Origin of the sequence: Tumidithrix elongata BACA0141, assembly GCF_036349135.1 — a bacterium.
GTDB lineage: Bacteria > Cyanobacteriota > Cyanobacteriia > Pseudanabaenales > Pseudanabaenaceae > Tumidithrix > Tumidithrix elongata.
This window is the reverse complement of the sequence record NZ_JAZBJZ010000003.1, coordinates 46,021-64,228: the sequence shown is the minus strand read 5'-3', so window position 1 is coordinate 64,228 and position 18,208 is coordinate 46,021. Positions and strand designations below refer to the sequence as shown.

Here is an 18,208-nt window from a genome sequence, read left to right as displayed (position 1 = left end):
GATCTACCAAAGAACTAAAGTGCTTACTGTACGGATAGACTCTCTATGGTTGCCCGCAGGCGTACAGCCCCTGCAATTTGGGATTTTGTCTGTTAAAAATAACGTCAATTCGGGATAAAAAAACCTGAAACGCTATACATCCCAAGGATCCCCCCCAGCCCCCCTTGAAAAAAGGGGGGAGAACTCACTTCCCTCTTTCAAGGGGGATGCCCTATCGGGCAGGGGGATCCAAACTCCTCGATTCCAGTAAGTTGGCTTGCTTTGTTCAGAAATCTTTAACCCGAACTCAGGTTAAAAATATCCTTGGTATGGAGCGTAACAATCTCAGCTAGATCGACTGTAACCTATGGTATATGGAAAGAATAGAAGGATATAACGCAACTCCCTCTACCGTTTTCCAATTTATGTAGCGATGGAGGTCTAAGAATGGAAGATACCCGTCCGCAGGTACGCAGAGTTTTAGTGATTACACTGCTCTTAAACCTCGTCGTCTTGGCAACCAAGGCTTTAGTTGGCTGGGCTACAGGCTCATTGAGCCTGATTGCGGATGCCTTACACAGCATTACCGATAGTGCCAGTAATGTGATCGGTCTAGTGGCAATCCAATTTGCTTCACCGCATCCCGATCGCGATCATCCCTATGGACACCAAAAATTTGAGTCAGTAGCTGCTTTAGGCATCTCCGCTTTTTTGGGCATTGCCTGCTTTGAAATTTTCAAAGGCGTGATTGACCGAATCATGAACGGGGGACATCCTGTCACCATCTCTGCGCCTGCTCTATGGCTGATGCTGTTTGTGCTAGGGCTAAATATTTTTACCACCCTCTACGAGCGCCATGTCGGTGAAAAAATTGGTAGCCCCATTTTGATTGCTGACGCGCAACACACCATGAGTGACGTCTGGGTCACGATCACCGTAATCACAGGTTTGGTGGGCGTCTGGACTGGAAATGTCACAGGGATCGTTTGGCTGCAATGGCTGGATGTGATTATGGCCTGTCCTGTGGCAATTTTGGTGTTTTGGAGTGGGTGGAAGGTATTGCGCAATAATTTGCCCATGCTGGTGGATGAGATGGCGATCGCCCCCGAAGAAATCGACGCGATCGCGCGCCAAGTATCGGGCGTAATTAACTGCCATGACATTGCCTCTAGAGGCATAGTAGGACAACAGGTATTTATCGAAATGCACATGATCGTTGCCCCCGCCGATGTCGAGTCTGCCCACCAAATTACCGAAGCGGTAGAAGAAAAACTGCACAAACGTTTCGATCCAGCTCGTATCACCATTCATGTCGAACCACCCGATTATCACTCCGATCGAGTTACCTATTCGTAAGAAGTTGACAGTTAGCAGTTAGCAGTTGACAGTTGATAGTGGCATCCAAAAAGCTAATCGCTAACCGCTAAACTAGAACCATACGCAATCCCACCAAGTACGAGAATAAGATTTTGACTGCTACAGGTTCCTTTCCATCTTTACATTTCCCCCTATCCCAGAGAGCATTAAATACCAAAGAATCACAGATTCGCGAAGCCTCTCGCTATTGTGTCAAATTTGGCGCAATCAATCTCGCCCAAGGTCTACCAGACTTTGCCGCTCCCCAAGATTTAAAAGCCGCCGCCCAAGCAGCGATCGCAGCCGATCGCAACCAATATGCCGACACGTGGGGCTTAGAACCTCTGCGGGTTGCCATTGCTGCCAAAATGCAGCAGGACAATGGCGTTCAAGTAGATCCTGAAACCGAAGTCACGATCTGCTGCGGTGCCACCGAAGGTTTAAATATTGCCCTGATGACCTTGATCGACCCAGGCGATCGCGTCTTGATCTTCGAGCCCTTTTACGAAAACTACATTCCCAATCTCGCCACGGTCGGGGGCATTCCCGAATTTCTCACCCTGCACCCGCCCCAATGGGAAATCACTGCCGAGATGCTGGAGCCAATCTTCCAAAAAGGGCTGAAAGCAGTCATTATCAATACCCCTGCCAACCCAACGGGCAAAGTCTGGACCAAGGCAGAGTTGCAGTTAATCGCCGAGTTTTGCCAGCGCTATAACGTCTATGCCATCACCGACGAAATCTACGAATACATTCTCTACGAAGGCGAACATATTAGTATGTTGAGCATTGAAGGCATGCGCGATCGCACGATTGTCGTGAATGGCTTTTCTAAAACCTTTTGCATCACGGGCTGGCGGTTGGGCTACACCGTGGCAAACCCCACACTTACGGCAGCAATGCGCCGCATTCATGACTTTATTACGATTTGTGCGCCAACGCCCTTTCAATATGCTGCCCTAACTGCCATGCAGTTTGGCAAAGATTACTTCGCTCAACTTGCCGCCGACTACAAACGCAAACGCGATCTGCTCTATCCCACTTTGCAGGAAATTGGCTTAAATCCCGTACTACCCAAAGGCGCATATTACATTTGGACAGATAGCTCGGCTCTGGCTGAAACTGCCAACCAAGCTGCCTATCGTCTAGCCAAAGAAGCTGGCGTTGCCGCCGTGCCAGGAAATTGCTTTAGCAATCCCCAACGCGAACAGGTGAATGGGTTGCGTTTCTGTTTTGCCAAGAAGGACAGCACGCTAGAAGCCGCGATCGCCAACCTACAGAAGTTTAAGCTTTAGAAATTTTGGCTTTTTAGGTTTTAAATTCAGGCTTTCAGTCTAAGGTGGCAAGTTTTTGCAACAAATGCTACCTTAGATAAGCTAACTGCTATTTGTAGGTAGCTCTCATGGGGAATTAGCTCAGTTGGTAGAGTGCTGCGATCGCACCGCAGAGGTCAGGGGTTCGAGTCTCCTATTCTCCATTAACACTTGATTGACATCAAATAGCTCTGGCACAAGGGTAAGAAATTAGGAAAGTCACTCGACTTGGTCTATCAATGCAAAGGTTCATTTACATTTACATGGGTTTAAGGAGTAAAAAAATACCTACAGCACCAAATACCGCTCCCGCAATTGCCACAATAATCGTCCCTAACCAGATTTCGCCAAATGTGGCAATCCTAGCTGAGCTTATATTCTGAGGATTGTACAATACCTCTACTTCTTGACCTTGGTAGAAACCAGGTGGATTGCGGCCGAGTGTAGATGTAAATTGAACTAAGTTTCCTCTAGAATTAGTGAATTCCACAACTGGATAATAGCTATAGGATAGATCTCCATCACTATCGGTTGACGATCGCGTATCTAGTTCAAGCACTCTACCTCTGGTTAAAATTGCTTTATCTAAAAAAGCATAAGTGTCAAACAGCATCTTGACAGCGACTGCCAAAAGGATAATGCCGATAAGTAATAAGATCCATCCTAAGTTCACAACATTCGCCGTCCGCTCTTTGTAAGGTAGACTCAGATATTTTATTTTACCTAAGTGGTGAAACCTTTAAGAAAGCGTTTGTCTATATTCTCCATTATCTAAAACCTCATCTCTAGATCGTAACCAATTGAATTGAATTGATAAAATTCAAAAGCTAGAATAAAGAGAAAATTCAGATATTTCTTAGAGACAAGCTCTGTGACAAACGAATCCTGAACTTTGAATAAAAAATTTAGCCCAAGGAGTAGTTGCAAGCAATGATGAGTAAGGAAGAAGCAATAGCGAAAACTGAGTCAGTATTTAATGCTGCATCTGATTACTTCGATGCTCCAGCTTTATCGTTTTGGAATCGTTTCGGGCAAAAAACCATCGATCGCTTATCGCTTCGTTCGGGCGATCGGGTTTTGGATGTTTGTTGTGGAACAGGTGCTTCAGCGATTCCAGCAGCAGTATGCGTAGGTTCCACTGGTCAGGTTTTAGCAATAGATATCGCCGAGTCTCTACTGGAACTAGGGCGTCAGAAGTCACGACAACAGAAGCTTGAGAATATTGAATTTCGCCATGGCGATTTTGAGAATTTAGGTTTACCTAGCGAAAGCTTCGATGCGATCGTTTGTGTTTTCGGGATTTTCTTTGTTCCAGATATGGTGGCAGCCGTTCGAGAACTTTGGCGAATGCTCCGCCCTGGCGGTAAACTTGCGATTACCTCTTGGGGCGAAAAGGTATTTGAGCCAGCCAATCAATTCTTTTGGAGTGAGATCGAGACCGAACGCCCAGATCTGTATAAAAAATTTACGCCTTGGGATCGGATTAGCGAGCCTACTTCACTGAAAGCCCTACTGGAAGAGAGTGGTGCAACAGAGGTAGAAGTTTTCGCCGAAATGGGTAAACACGAACTGACCGATCCAGAAGATTGGTGGACAATGGTTTTGGGCGGAGGCCTCAGGGGTACGATCGATCGCCTCGATCCAGCCGTAAGAGAAAGCGTTCGACAGGCAAATCTGCAATTCCTACGGACGAATGCAGTTCATGCTTTAGATGTCCATGTCTTGTATGCGATCGCGCAGAAGTAAACCGAAGACCATAAAATTGACCAAGAGTTTGCATATGGAGCATCGACACGATGGAAAGATAGCGACGGCAATCCGAAGAGTGAAGAGATTAGATTTATGAGAGTTCGCAATCCGCGCAGGGTTAAAAAAATATTGAAACAGTTAGCTCAAGCTGAATGAAGTTATTGTTTATTTGCAGTCGCAACCGATTGCGTAGCCCCACCGCCGAGGCAGTATTTGCAACCTATGAGGGATTAGAAGTAGAGTCGGCGGGACTAGATCGAGATGCAGAAACTCCTCTGAGTGGAGAGGTCATTCAGTGGGCAGATATTATTTTTGTCATGGAAAAAATGCATCGAGGCAAACTCTCAAAAGATTTTAAGCCTTGGCTAAAACATAAACGAGTGGTCTGCCTAGATATTCCCGATCGCTACGCGTATATGGAACCAGCGCTAGTGGAGTTACTCAAGAAAAAAGTATTGCCACTGCTAGGAACATTCTAATCTTGCTCTTCCGTATCCTTGCGTTGCATGTTTGCCAAATAGGCATCGAGTTCCTCAATGTCCTGAAAAACCTCGGCGATCGGCACAGCCTTGACAATATCAAAAACCTTTTTAACTTGGGGACTGAGGTTAACAAAAAAAGCCTTACCATCTCTCGATTTCATCATCTTTCGCAGCTTGGCGAAAATTCTTAACCCCGCACTAGAAACAAAGCTAAGTGCCTGTAGATCGAGGATCAGAGTGGCGATCGCTGGGTCGAGATTACGATCGACAAATTCTTCTAGCTCTGGTGCTGTAATCGCATCGAGTTTACCATCGAGGACAAGGTATGAGGTGGTGGCTTCAGAGAGTTTTGTTGAGATTTTTAGAGTCATCGTTTTTCTTGGCTATTGGTTGAATATTGGTTAAATTGTTTAGTATTGTAAGTTTTTAATGGCTAAGCCTCAGTCCTGAAGCGATTGTAGAACACCACTATGTTTATTTAGCGACCGTTAGGAAAATCGTCAGAATATTTTTGCGATCGCGATGCTCGTAGTCAACGCGATCGGCTAATTCGCGCACCAGATAAAAACCCAAACCGCCTGACTCGCGATCGGCATCATCCATCACGGATAAATCGGGATCGGCAATCTCCGTGAGTGGGTTAAAGGGCTTACCCCAATCCTCAAAGGTCATCTTTAAACTAGTGGGGCTAATTTTAACCTGCAGATCGATGCGTTGGTGACTTTGGTTGTCATAACCATACTGAATGATATTGACTAACACTTCCTCGACGATCAGTTGAGCGTCTTCAATCGATTCCACCGCTAACCCATGGGTCTGCAAGATTTCTCCTAGGCGTTGTTTGACCTTCTCTAATTCAGTTAACTCACTATTAATCGTAATGATCAATTCCACAACTTCTACTATCTGGGGAAAGGGACTAGAGGGCTGATACTGCAAGGCTAGTAAGGTTAAATCGTCTGATTGCGGCGCATCTCCTACAAACTGTCGATGGAAATGCTGAATGGTGCGGATCGCGCGGGCAGGGTTTGAGGGAGGATAGGAGGCGATCGCATCGAGCAGTCGAGCTTCGGAAAATAGATCCCCATCCAGATTCATTGCTTCTGTAATCCCATCGGTATAGAGAACGATCAGATCGTTGTGCTGAAGCAAATACTCGCATTCGGGAAAGATCGCATCGTCTTCAATTCCAAGTGGTGGGCCTGTTTCTACATCCAAAAATCGAACTTCCCCATCGCGCACCAGCAAGGGTGGATCGTGACCAGCACTGGCATAGTGTAAGGTTCCAGTATGCAGGTCTAGCACGCCACAGAATAGCGTCACGAACAAACATTCCTCGTTATTGATACAGAGTTCGCGATTGACCGCACTTAAAGCTTTGACAGGCGTGCTCGTCTGCTTCACCATCGTTCGCATCAAGGTAACCGTTCTTGCCATCAAAAGAGCTGCTGGGATGCCTTTGTCAGCAACATCTCCAATGATGATACACAGGCGATCGTCTCCCATTGGGAAAAAGTCATAGAGATCGCCACCCACTAAACGGGCTTGTTCTAATAAAGTCGAGAGTTGGTAACGTCGGGTAGGACTATCGGCAACTTCAGTTTTGGGCAACATAGAGTATTGAATTTGCCCTGCAATGGAAAGTTCGCTCTCCATTTTTTGCTTGGCAACCGTCGTTTCCTGTAACTTCTGAATATAGGTTTTCAGCGCATCACGCATATGACGGAAGGAGCTTCCCAATCGCCCAACTTCGTCATGTTGAGAAATGATCGGCAATTTGGTATCGAGGTTGCCCCGTGCAATGTCCTCTGTGCTCGCGATCAGGGCTCGCAGGGGGTGGGTAGTTCTGCGGGAAACCAGTGCGATCGCCACGCACATAAACCCCATATCCTTCGTCATCGATGCCACAATCAATAGAATCGCCTTAAGATGAACCTGCCAAAGTTCTGAGTCTGAGAAGGCGATACCGAATGTCCAGTCCGTTGCGGGTAAAGTAATAAACACGAGGATTCCTTGGGAATCCTTAAAAACCTTAGGAACAGGGGCTATATCCCAAGTAGATTGACTGAGTATGCTTGTATGCGCGGGAGAACCCCAAGACAAGTTTTGAATGGATGCTGTTTGAATGGATGCTGAAGGACTCACCAGCCATTGGCTGGCTGGTAGATAGATGGCAAATGGTTTCCCCATCTTAATTCGAGCAACTTGGTCAATGATTGGGATCGAAATGGGGGAATTACCACTTGCATATTTCTTGAGCCAGTCTAGGGTAATCTCGATCGCCAACATCCCTTGTACGCTCGGTTCCCGATCTAGTCGATGAAGAAGAGGAACGCAATAGGCTATGCTCAAGTATTCATTTTGAGATTCACCTAAGGATTTATTTAAGGAGTCATTTAAGGAACCAGTTAGCGAATTTTGTGGATAGGGTTGCGTCCAAAAAGGCTGTGTTACGGTTGAAGTGCTTTGACAATGGGCGATAAGGTTAGTGATGTCGCGATCGCCCAATACCCAATCTATGCCCTTGCGATCGGAACCTCGTCCAAATTGTTCGATATCAGTACTATTTGGCGAACGAATTGCCACAGCACTGACGATAGATTGCTGTACGACCGAGGTTAACAGAGGTGCGATCGCAGATTCTTTAGGAAAGTAATTCGTTTGCTGTCCGACTTGAACTATCATCTGCGCGTTTAGTTCTATCGATCGCAAAACCCCTGAAACTTTGGCTGCAACTGTATCAACTTGAGATTGGGCTACATAGGTTATCCATTTCTCTCCAAGTTCTTCGGCAACTTGGCGCATACGCCAAAATGAAAGGCTGTAAATGAGAATCGCAGCAATTACACAGGCAAAAACCAGCCTATGGGTAATACTTCTAAATCGGAAGTGCTGTAATAGGTTCACTGTTACCCTCACCATTCGATCGCGTCTATCGTAAACCAAATCGCTCGGATCGGCTCAAGCGATCGCCAAGATTAAAGAAATAAGATTCGATATCGAGACTTGAAGTTTTTGACTGGAGAAATTATCATGACAAATAAGCGAAGCCGTTAGATTATTTCTCGTTTGGTAAAAGCCTAGTTTCTGGTCTTTAGTTTCTAGTCTTTGGGCAAAAGTCTAAATTGGATGTCCTGCATAGCAGGCAAGATTTTTAAAATTCTATAGTTAATGGATGCATTATCATGACCCTCGATCGACATGCCATTTTGCAGCAACCAGGACAAGGATCTTCCTATTGGTTCGATCGCGACCTTTATACATTTGTAATTGCTCAACCTAGAAGGAATCAGGGTTTCAGCCTATAAATTGTCTCAAAAACTAGCTAAATGACACCATTCTCATTTGTCAAACGATAATTTGCTGATATATAGATAAAATAGAGGTAAAATCGACTTTTTGACAGTCATTTTTTGTTGATTTTACTAAGTTGAGCAATTACATACATTTAAAGCAGTGGGTGAAGAGACAGGGCAAGCCTATGCTCTCTGCGAAGTCATCGTTGCGCCCCATGGTGGCGGTACACCCCCTCATCGTCACAGTCGAGAAAATGAGTCGTTTTACATTCAATCGGGGGAGTTGGAATTTCAACTCGACGACCAAACGCTGGTTGCCACGGCTGGAACCTTTCTCTATTCCCCCATCGGTCAGCTTCATCGGTTTACCAACATCAGCTCGGAACCTGCAAAGTTGCTCGTTTGGGTAACTCCCGCAGGATTTGAGAAGTTTATTGCTGAAGTCGGAAAGTCCGCAGATAGCCAAGTGGGCAAGTCTCCGTCTTTAAGCGCGGCAGACTTGGAAAAAATTCTTGCTACTGCCCCTAACTACGGAATTGAGATTATTCCCCCACCTTCAGCCTAGCTCCACCTTCAGCCTAGCTATAGTAAGACAGCTCAAAAGAAGGGACAATTCATGAATTGCCTCTTCTTTTGTCCCAACGACTTAGCTTGGATCGCTGCCGATCGGTGGTTGGGCACGTTTGATAATCGGACGCGGACGCTCTTCAGAGCTACCTTGGCGGACAGGGGGCTTATAGGGTGCTGCTTGTGGATTCACGATAGTGACTTTGCCCGATTGATCGATGACTTTTCTGGGCTTCGTGGAAAAAGTGCCTTTGTTTGGCGATCGCCCACCAGGTTTGCGGAAAGGTTTTTTCATCGGAACCTGAGCGATAAACTGACCATCAAGAATATTTAGGACATTATTCTGACGCTGCACGTTAATATCCCAAAACTGCCCCACAGCATTGGCAGGTAAGAGTCCAGCCAGTCTGAGCTTAAACTTATTAAATGACTTACCAGTACTTTTCTTTTTCTTATCAGGCTTTTGCTCGATTCGACAGACCTTAATCAAAATCGCATTTTGTTCTACCGATTGATTGATTACTTCACCCCGCACAGAGAAATATCCATCTTCGACCCCAGGATCGATGGGCTGATCGGATTTACCCATTTCGACAGGAGCCCAGACCCCCGCAATCTGAATATGCAAATCCCCAGTTTTATCGTTGGTGCGTGGATAGACAACCCAAAGATATTCTTTCTCCATGTCAAGACGTTTTTTGACAATTGAGATAATCTTGCCTAACAAAACTGCATCAATCACCGTACCGTCTGATGCAAACAATTGCCCTTTGCTAAAGTTATCTTCTTGAGAAACGTAACGACCGCGAATTACTCCGATCGCACGATACTGCATTGCCTCCGTTGCAGGAGGAATGGGCTGTAACCTTTCTTTATCTTCTGCATCTGAGCGATCGGTATGACTATCTGCTGTCGCGATTGACTCTATTTCACGATCGTTTTTCGATGATTTAGAGGCTGACATCACTGCTTTAGCGATTAACCTAGTTTGACGCTCTAGGGCATTTTCAGAATTTCCCTGTTCAGAACTACTATTAATACCGGCATCATTAGGTTGATCGGCTTCGATATTTTTAGCCTTCAGCGGATCGACAGGCTCGATGGGCGCAGGGCTAATAATTTTTATGACTTCTAACTTTTGCGACTCTCTAGCTGGAGGTTGAGGAGGTTGCGATCGATTGAGTGGGCGGTTAGCTGAATTATCGGGTTTATTAGGCTTATTAATTTTGCTCATGATAACCTCCAAATCACCCCAAGTCTAAATGAGGTCTAGACCAAACAGATACAAACACAATTTTAAGTGAGCAACGCTAGAAAAGTTCGTTACAGAAGCTTTTCCCCCTAAAACGCTCTGTAACTTAGGCATATTTGCCTAGATTTCAGGAACGGCGCTACACATTTAGATAAATATACACCCTTATCAAGCTGTGAGATAGAACCTCCTGAGAAAAAGTGTCAAAACTGTATGATTTACGACAAATCGCAAGCCAAGGTATTAAGGATTAACAAAGGATTGCAAGGGGTCAAGCTTAGAGCGATTAGGATAAATTTGTCCTGAAGCTGGATTGCTTTCTTAACGCCAATACTTAATCATCCTGTACTTCGATAAATTAAGTCTAAAAGCATTGAAAAAGCGCAAATCAGGATGGCAAAGCGAAAACCTATTCACTGAGATTATTTTATGACATCTGATAAACAAAGCTTCGGTCTAATTGGTCTAGCTGTCATGGGTGAGAACCTCGCATTAAACATTGAGCGCAATGGGTTCTCAATAGCTGTTTACAATCGCAGTCGTGACAAAACTGATAAGTTTATGGAAACGCGGGCTGCGGGCAAAAATGTCAAACCTACCTATACAATTCCAGAACTCGTTGCCTCCCTAGAGCGTCCCCGCCGCGTCATGATCATGGTAAAGGCTGGCGCACCTGTCGATGGTGTGATTAATGAGCTTAAACCATTGCTCGAACCAGGCGACATCATTATTGATGGGGGCAACTCCCTGTTTACGGACACCGATCGCCGCACGATCGAACTAGAGCACGCAAATCTCCAATTTATTGGCATGGGCGTAAGTGGTGGCGAAGAAGGTGCTTTGAATGGGCCTAGTCTGATGCCCGGCGGACAAAAAACTGCCTATGCGGAAATTGAAAGCATTGTCACCAAAATTGCGGCGCAGGTTGATGGTCCCTGTGTTACCTACATTGGGCCTGGCAGTGCGGGGCATTACGTCAAAATGGTACATAACGGCATTGAGTATGGTGATATGCAGTTGATTGCCGAAGCCTATGACCTGCTCAAAACTGGCTTGGGCATGGAAGCCGCCGAACTCCACGAAACCTTTAATGCTTGGCGATCGACCGAACTAGACTCGTTTTTGATCGACATCACAGCCGATATTTTTGCCAAGATCGATGACGAGACAGGCGATCCGCTCGTAGACAAGATTCTGGATGCGGCTGGACAAAAAGGCACGGGCAAGTGGACTGTCCAGAGTGCTTTCGATCTGGGCGTCCCCATTCCTACAATGATTGCGGCTGTGACAGCACGAGTCATGTCTTCTTACAAAAAAGAGCGGGTTGCTGCTTCACAAATACTGACGACATCGAGCCAAGCGAAATATGATGGCGATCGCGCCGAATTCACCAATGCCGTGCGGGATGCGCTATATTGCTCCAAAATTTGCTCTTACGCTCAGGGAATGGCGCTGTTGGCGGCTGCCTCTAAAGAATTTAAGTATGAGTTAAACCTCGGTGAGATTGCGCGGATTTGGAAAGGTGGCTGTATTATTCGTGCCGTCTTTTTAGACAAGATCAAAAATGCCTTTGTGCGCAATCACGAGCTACCAAACTTGCTCGTCGATCCAGACTTTAAGCAAACGATCTTAACCAAAGAGGCAGCATGGCGCAAAGTCGTGCAGGCAGCAGCACAGTTGGGGATTGCCATCCCTGCCTTTAGCGCTTCTCTAGACTATTTTGATAGCTATCGCCGCGATCGCTTGCCCCAAAACCTCACCCAAGCCCAACGCGATTACTTTGGCGCTCACACCTACGAACGGATCGACAAGCCCGGTTCTTTCCATACGGAATGGACAAAATAAGTCAAAATTAAGTGATTATTCCTTGCCCCTCTTCTAGGCATTTAGACTACAGTGTAAACACAAGTCGGACTTACCCCCTTTAATTCCCCCTTGTCCAAGGGGGAATCGGGAATCTGGTTTCCTCCCTTTTACTAGGAGAGGGTTAGGGTGGGGTAATCTTGTTTGGGCATAGTAGCTTCTAGACATTGTAGAAGAGGGGCTTTTGTGGCTAGTAAGCATTTAGTACTAAGGTTTATTACGTGGACATCCTGCGATCGCTTCCTATAGGGCTTTATCTAGAACAGCCAATTACTTGGCTGCACAGACTCGATCCGCGAATTAAACTATTTGCACTGTTAACCTTTTTGCTCTCCCCGATCCAAGCCAATCAAGCATGGCGAATCTCGATGGTGGGCATCTTAATTGTGCTGACGTTATCAACCCGAGTACCTTGGCGCGTCTGGAAACAGCAGATGGGTTTGCTGCTATTACTGGCTTCTATGACCTTACTGATTGCCACCTTTTCGCCCGATGGCTTAAATGTCAACCCTCAGCCCCGTCGCCCTTCTATTGACAGCATTGCGCTCGCATCCCCAATCAAGCCGATCGCATCCCAAGCATCCCCAACTCCTGCACCTGAGGTACAACCTGCTCCTGCCCCAACATTGCCCCAACCAAACCCTTATAAATACGTCCTATGGAAAGCAGGGGGGCTGCAAGTAACGAGGCGATCGCTCGATCTTGGCATTCGGGTCAGCACGCTAATTTTCACCTTTCTCTATTCGCCCACCCTATTTTTATTAGTCACCTCCCCCGAGGAAATAACCGCAGGCATCACAGCCTTAACGCTACCGCTACGCCGCTTTCGCATTCCCATCGTCGAAATTACGCTGACCTTGACCTTAGCTTTGCGGTTTGTCCCCTTAGTTTTAGAAGAGGTGCAGAATTTAGTCAGAGCAATACGCACGAGGGCAATTAACTGGAAACGCTTGGGATTCAAGCGCTCAACCCAAATTTGGCTCTTGTTGTCAGAAAGGCTGATTGACAATTTGTTTATCCGAGCCGATCAGACCGCAAGTGCTATGCAAATTCGCGGGTTTACGACACCTAATACCCATCAAGTTCGCTGGAATCCGCTTAAACTCGTATTTCGAGATGTATTAACCGCCCTAATCTTACTGCTAGCTTGGGGAGTGAGGCTTTGGCTAGCTGGTGAGGGCTAAAGAAATTGTCAGAATTACGAATTTCATAGATTATGAAATTACACGGATGTTTATCTTTTCCATAAATCAGAGAACTCCTTTAATCCGTGATTCTGACCTTTGCTTGATAAAATGAGCTAATGAGCACTACCAGATCCCCCCTTAACCCAACCTTGACCGAAATTTTAGATCGCCTCCAAACAGGTGGGGCACTCCTACCTGAGTCTAAAGAAAATCTCATGGAGGTGGTTGGCATTCTCAAAAGCTACGGTCATGTTTTGGATGCTTATTGGCGGAACTTGACCTATATTTCCGAAAGTCAATTTTTAGTACTTTTCCCCTTCTTTAAGTACTTTAACGGTGATGTTTCGGCAAAAAAATTACTTCAACATTTGTGGCACGATCGCATCAATCTTGAGTTTTCAGAATATTGCATGAGAGCGATGCTCTGGCATGGCGGCGGTGGGCTCGATAAATATTTAGACTCCGAAGATTTTAGTCAGAAGGTGGAAGTGGCGATCGCTGCCAAACTCAAGGGAAATTTCTTGATGCAAGGGCTACACCGCCTATTTCCCAATTTTCTGCCCGAACAGATGCGACAAATGGCGTATTATCATGCGCTTGGCTTTTTTTGGTCATTTATGTCGCCAATGTTTTTAGATCTGAGCGATCGCTACGATCGTGGCGAAATTCAAACTATTGCCGATGTAGTGAATCACGTAATTGCTGGCTTGGTAGGGGCGGCAGCAAAGCCTTTTACCTATACCGTCAAAATTAAAGGGCAAGATTATGAGATCGTGCCCGCTTCCGCAGGGCTAAATTTTCTCAACGATACGGCGATTCCCTATGTAGAAGCTGTCTTTTTCCGTTCTTTTCCTTTTCGTGGCACGATCTCTTATAACGCGCAAGACAATTTTAGGGATAACGCTTTGGTGCAAAAAATCCCCTATGAAATTTCACAGTTCAACTATGGTGTTTTGTACGCCGATCCCTTACCAGTGGGTGGAGCTGGAATTCCACCCACATTATTGATGCAGGATATGCGTCATTTCTTGCCTCAATACCTACATGATTTCTATAAGTTAGGCGTTCGCGGCGAAGTCGATCTGCGCGTAAAAATTTGCGTATCGTTTCAGAAGTCCATGTTTTGCGTAACGACTGCTGCAATTAAAGCCCTAGCTCCCTTCCCGATCGATACCCAAGAACCCGAACAGCAGGCAGCCAATCGCAAATATTTACAGGGATGGCTCAAACGTCTGGCGGCATCGCGCATCCTAACTGTCCAAGATATTAGTGTTCTGAACGTTTAGTGTTAAAAGAAGTCTGAGACACAAATGGTAGGCTAAACAGTAAGTAATTTTTGTTGTAGCTTTGCCATGCCACGTTACCAAGAAGCCCCCCTCACCAGTCTCGCCCAAGGATTAGAGCGAGAGAGTGCCGATTACATAAAAAAACTTGTGGCACTTTTAAATACGGGAACCAAGCCAACTCGCAAAGCCGATTTGATCGCTTTGGTTTGTGAGTCTATGCAAGGTAAAAAGCTGCAAAGTCTTTGGTCGCAACTCGACAAGCTCCAACAGGCAGCGATCGCCGAGGTCGTCCATTCCTCCAGTCCTTTCTATCAACATGATGCTTTTGTCGCCAAGTATGGGGAAGCCCCTAATTGGGGTAGTAGCAGCACTTACGGATGGAATCGCGAACCTTCCTTATTGTGTCTATTTTTTTACCAGGATGAGATGCCACCCGATCTTAAGCTGGCTCTGCTCAAGATTGCGCCCAAGCCCAAACCGACGCTCATAAAACAAGCAGGCGATAGTCTGCCTGAGACGGTCATGATTCGGCATGAACCGCGTTACACGAATCTGAGGGAAGGACGAAAAATAATTATCAAAGAGGCTCCATTAACGGTATGCGAAATGGAACGCTCAGCCCCTCACGATTTGGGCGGCATCTTACGATTGATTCAATCTGGGAAAATTAGTGTTAGCGATAAAACTTCCCTGCCAGGTGCGGCATCGATCAAAGCGATCGCGGCAATACTCCAAAACAAAGACTTTTATGACGACGAACAGCGCAAACAGCGTGCTGATGCCAAGAGTTATTTTGAGGAAATCGGTGCAATTAAAGCTTTTGCTTGGGCAATGCTCGTACAAGCAGCTAACCTAGTTGAGATCTCCAATAAGAAGTTAGTCCTCTCAAAAGCGGGACTCAAGGCATTACAAGACCCTCCTGCCAAAACCATCCAAACGATTTGGAAACGCTGGCTCAAAACAACATTGCTCGATGAATTTCGTCGCATCGATCATATCAAAGGTCAAACAGGCAAAGGGGCACGAAGTATGACCGCTGTAGCAGGCAGACGGGCTGTGATTAATACGGTGCTGACAGAATGTCCAGTGGGAATGTGGATCGCTTTTGATGAGTTTTCTCGCTTTATGCTGGCAACCAACCGCAGATTTGAGGTTACGCGATCGGCCGAACATCTCTACATTAGCGAATCGGGTTATGGCAATTTATACGATTCTGGCGATTGGAAAATCTTGCAAGAACGCTACATGCGTTGCTTGTTGTTTGAGTATGCCGCAACGCTCGGCATTATTGATGTGGCATATATCGACCCCGGTCAAGCAGAGCAAGGCTTTAGCTCTTTTTTTGGAGCAGAGGATTTCACTTTTCTCAGTCGCTATGATGGCTTAATGTACTTCCGCCTCAACTCTTTGGGTGCTTATTGCTTGGATCTGCAAAAGGAGTACGTTCCTTCTGCGATTCCCTCTCGTCCTGTTTTGCAGGTGCTGCCTAATTTAGAGATCGTGGCAAGTGGTGAGGGCTTGACATCCGTAGATACGCTCGTTCTCGACCTTTATACAGAGAAAGTCTCGGATGTTGTCTGGCGACTCGATCGCCAAAAACTCTTTACAGCCCAAGAGAGTGGACATTCGATTGACGAGTTGCTAGATTTTTTGACGGCAAAGAGCAGCACAGCGCTACCTCAGACCGCAACACAATTTTTCTCAGATGCCAAAGAGCGCACAAATAGTCTGCGAGATCTGGGAACAGCAAAACTGATCGAATGCAATCAAGCGAATTTGGCAGTACTGATTGCCAATGATTCCCGCACCAAGAAGTTCTGTCAGTTAGCAGGCGATCGCCATTTGGTCGTTCTCTCTGAAAACGAAACTAAATTTCGTAGTGCTCTGCGCCAAATGGGTTACGTCATCCCACTATCTAGATAGGAAAGAACTTACAGGCGCTTGCTTAGAATATAAGTCACAAATTGACAGTATTCTGGGTACTGCCCGTTTATATTCTTACGGCTCCAGTCGCTAATTTTTTTTGCAATTTCAGTTTTTGACCAATTTTTGTTCGGGAATAGTTTGTTTAACTCCTCTATCACTGTATTTAATGCATTTCGGCGATTTGCCTTCAACGTTTGCATGTTGAGATTGAGCGTATCAGATTCCATATTAAGATTGAGCGTATCAGTCAGATCTTTCTGCACATTTTCATCATCTGAGTAAATATCACCATTACTTCTGTATTTGATATAGTCTTCACAATTTCGAACGGGATCGGCAGGATTGATCGTCAGCATAGTGTTTCCCTGTCTAGCATTACAGTGCTGTAATGCCAATCGGCTTCCTCGGTTTCCAGCACAAGAAGCTAGGTGATTCTTGTAGTCTAATTGCCGTGCAGGGTTTACATCTATCGGTTCCCAGTGAGCTATTTCCATATTAGACTCTGAAATCCTCTGCATACAGAAGCAACAGATATATCCTTGCTCAATCAACAGAGATTTTTTAAGAGGTTCTTTGGGGCGATAATCTGCATAGGTTGCTCCTTTAGTTAGTCGATATTTGAGCAAATCAGGTGGTTCTGAACCCTTGATAATTCGTTTCATCCGATTCTATGAAAAAAGTCAATCAGTGTGTTAGCTCTGATAATTTCTGGGTCGTTTTGTCCAAGCTTTTTTGATAGCTCTTGCAGCTTTTCCTTTGCTTCTTCTATCTCGTCGCGATCGATTAAATCGAAGCAAGCATCTAACTCTTGTTTTATTTCTGGAATTCGCTCTTCTACGCCCATTAATTCATATAAAATCGAATTACTATCTCTGCCGTATGTATAGGGTGTATTCTCTACGAGTTTAAAGTCTTCCAGAATAAACACATTCTCTTTCCTTACATTACTAAGAACTTGCGGCGAGTGCGTAGTAACGATGAATTGTAAATTAGGGAATGTTTGAGTAAGCGCAGGTATAATTCTCCTCTGCCACTGAGGATGTAAGTGCAATTCTATTTCATCAATCAAGACGATACCACTACCCTGTAAAGGATTCTCTAAGCTAGGATTTGCGATCGCTAATCTTCTAGCCAAGTCTCCAATCATTGCCAATAAGTTTTTCTCCCCATCAGAAAGTTGATTAAGAACTAGCTCTTGCCCTTGCTTTTTAAGTACTATCTCCATTCGGGATCGTTTGACCTTTAAATCCGTAAAATCAGGCAAGATGGATATGATTGATTCTCTTACAGCATCTAGCTCCTTATCTTGATAGCCAAAATTATCTGCCTTATGTTCAAGTTCTAAATCTTCTTTTTGCTTGAACCATATAAAAAAATCTTCAAAACTGATTTTCTTATTGATAGCATCTTTGTAAGCAAGCAACTGAGGTAGTCTATGAAGTATATTGCGATTATCAACCTCCCTCTTTAAAGGTGAATAACTAACCTTACGATCCGTAGTATAGTAGACAACTAATGGAATGTTGTGGGCTCGATCTTTTTCTATCTTTGTTAAGATGAAACTACTAAAATCTTGTGTTGCTTGAAAATCACTACGTTCCTTGTCAAGAGATGCTTCTTCACTACTACCAACAGGATAAGAAAAGCAATATACAAGCTTTTTCAATTCTCTAGAATATTCTCCAAGAAATGATATTGAGATAGTATTTAAAGTATTTTTACAACTATTAGAAATATCGCTTTCACTGAAAAATACAGGGTCGATTTCAGTAGAATTAGTATAGAGAGGACGTATAACTTGAAGTAGGAGAATAGAAAGACAATCAAGAATACTAGACTTACCAGAGCCATTTATGCCGATCAGGACGGCTAGATTAGAGGGAAATTTAAGCGTGAGATCTTTGAAGCCTCGAAAGTTTTGGATATGCAGTTCTTCTATGCGCATAGATTAA

Annotated in this window: 15 protein-coding genes and 1 tRNA gene; 10 read left to right on the top strand and 6 right to left on the bottom strand. The window is 45.1% G+C overall.

Translation table 11 applies throughout. The features are described 5' to 3' along the window. Positions 1 to 426: 426 nt before the first annotated feature. The 3 genes from V2H45_RS01500 to V2H45_RS01490 all read left to right on the top strand — a co-directional run bounded on the left by V2H45_RS01500 (position 427) and on the right by V2H45_RS01490 (position 2,812). On the top strand, positions 427 to 1,335 hold the full coding sequence (locus tag V2H45_RS01500; protein ID WP_330481836.1) for a cation diffusion facilitator family transporter: 909 nt from the start codon (positions 427 to 429) through the stop codon (positions 1,333 to 1,335). Between the two features lie 113 nt (positions 1,336 to 1,448). Further along, positions 1,449 to 2,630 carry a pyridoxal phosphate-dependent aminotransferase gene (locus tag V2H45_RS01495; protein WP_330481835.1) on the top strand — a complete coding sequence of 394 codons (1,182 nt, stop codon included), beginning with the start codon at positions 1,449 to 1,451 and terminating at the stop codon, positions 2,628 to 2,630. 109 nt (positions 2,631 to 2,739) lie between these two features. Continuing rightward, positions 2,740 to 2,812 (top strand) — tRNA-Ala (locus V2H45_RS01490). Between the two features lie 95 nt (positions 2,813 to 2,907). On the opposite strand, the gene V2H45_RS01485 is transcribed toward V2H45_RS01490, so the two are convergent. After that, complete coding sequence (locus tag V2H45_RS01485) at positions 2,908 to 3,321, bottom strand: DUF3592 domain-containing protein (protein WP_330481834.1); 414 nt, start codon at positions 3,319 to 3,321, stop codon at positions 2,908 to 2,910. Between the two features lie 257 nt (positions 3,322 to 3,578). Here V2H45_RS01485 and V2H45_RS01480 point away from each other — a divergent pair, with 257 nt between their 5' ends. Both V2H45_RS01480 and V2H45_RS01475 read left to right on the top strand, forming a co-directional pair. Continuing rightward, complete coding sequence (locus V2H45_RS01480) at positions 3,579 to 4,394, top strand: class I SAM-dependent methyltransferase (protein WP_330481833.1); 816 nt, start codon at positions 3,579 to 3,581, stop codon at positions 4,392 to 4,394. A 155-nt stretch (positions 4,395 to 4,549) separates the two neighbouring features. Beyond that, on the top strand, positions 4,550 to 4,876 hold the full coding sequence (locus V2H45_RS01475; RefSeq protein WP_330481832.1) for a low molecular weight protein tyrosine phosphatase family protein: 327 nt from the start codon (positions 4,550 to 4,552) through the stop codon (positions 4,874 to 4,876). On the opposite strand, the gene V2H45_RS01470 is transcribed toward V2H45_RS01475, so the two are convergent. Together V2H45_RS01470 and V2H45_RS01465 are read right to left on the bottom strand one after the other, a co-directional pair. Further along, a complete protein-coding gene (locus V2H45_RS01470; protein ID WP_330481831.1) occupies positions 4,873 to 5,250 on the bottom strand; it encodes an STAS domain-containing protein in 378 nt (125 codons plus the stop codon). The genes V2H45_RS01475 and V2H45_RS01470 overlap by 4 nt on opposite strands. A 103-nt stretch (positions 5,251 to 5,353) precedes the next feature. Beyond that, positions 5,354 to 7,786 carry an ATP-binding SpoIIE family protein phosphatase gene (locus V2H45_RS01465; RefSeq protein ID WP_330481830.1) on the bottom strand — a complete coding sequence of 811 codons (2,433 nt, stop codon included), beginning with the start codon at positions 7,784 to 7,786 and terminating at the stop codon, positions 5,354 to 5,356. 549 nt (positions 7,787 to 8,335) lie between these two features. Here V2H45_RS01465 and V2H45_RS01460 point away from each other — a divergent pair. After that, on the top strand, positions 8,336 to 8,740 hold the full coding sequence (locus V2H45_RS01460) for a cupin domain-containing protein (RefSeq protein ID WP_330481829.1): 405 nt from the start codon (positions 8,336 to 8,338) through the stop codon (positions 8,738 to 8,740). 81 nt (positions 8,741 to 8,821) lie between these two features. On the opposite strand, the gene V2H45_RS01455 is transcribed toward V2H45_RS01460, so the two are convergent. Beyond that, positions 8,822 to 9,976 (bottom strand): hypothetical protein, encoded by a 1,155-nt coding sequence (locus tag V2H45_RS01455; protein WP_330481828.1) that lies wholly within the window; start codon positions 9,974 to 9,976, stop codon positions 8,822 to 8,824. A 447-nt stretch (positions 9,977 to 10,423) separates the two neighbouring features. Here V2H45_RS01455 and gndA point away from each other — a divergent pair, with 447 nt between their 5' ends. The 4 genes from gndA to V2H45_RS01435 all read left to right on the top strand — a co-directional run bounded on the left by gndA (position 10,424) and on the right by V2H45_RS01435 (position 16,253). Further along, positions 10,424 to 11,839: an NADP-dependent phosphogluconate dehydrogenase gene (gene gndA / locus V2H45_RS01450; protein WP_330481827.1), complete on the top strand. Its 1,416-nt coding sequence runs from the start codon at positions 10,424 to 10,426 to the stop codon at positions 11,837 to 11,839. Positions 11,840 to 12,078: 239 nt separating this feature from the next. Further along, positions 12,079 to 13,041: an energy-coupling factor transporter transmembrane component T family protein gene (locus V2H45_RS01445; protein WP_330481826.1), complete on the top strand. Its 963-nt coding sequence runs from the start codon at positions 12,079 to 12,081 to the stop codon at positions 13,039 to 13,041. A gap of 119 nt (positions 13,042 to 13,160) precedes the next feature. Then, complete coding sequence (locus V2H45_RS01440; protein ID WP_330481825.1) at positions 13,161 to 14,330, top strand: CO2 hydration protein; 1,170 nt, start codon at positions 13,161 to 13,163, stop codon at positions 14,328 to 14,330. Positions 14,331 to 14,396: 66 nt separating this feature from the next. Beyond that, on the top strand, positions 14,397 to 16,253 hold the full coding sequence (locus tag V2H45_RS01435; RefSeq protein WP_330481824.1) for a hypothetical protein: 1,857 nt from the start codon (positions 14,397 to 14,399) through the stop codon (positions 16,251 to 16,253). An 8-nt stretch (positions 16,254 to 16,261) separates the two neighbouring features. Here V2H45_RS01435 and V2H45_RS01430 read toward each other — a convergent pair whose 3' ends face one another. After that, the gene (locus V2H45_RS01430; RefSeq protein ID WP_330481823.1) at positions 16,262 to 16,918 is read right to left on the bottom strand and encodes a retron system putative HNH endonuclease; all 657 of its coding nucleotides are present in this window, start codon (positions 16,916 to 16,918) and stop codon (positions 16,262 to 16,264) included. Beyond that, positions 16,915 to 18,201, bottom strand: coding sequence for an AAA family ATPase (locus V2H45_RS01425; RefSeq protein WP_330481822.1), 1,287 nt, complete (start codon positions 18,199 to 18,201; stop codon positions 16,915 to 16,917). The genes V2H45_RS01430 and V2H45_RS01425 overlap by 4 nt, the downstream gene beginning before the upstream one ends. Positions 18,202 to 18,208: the final 7 nt, after the last annotated feature.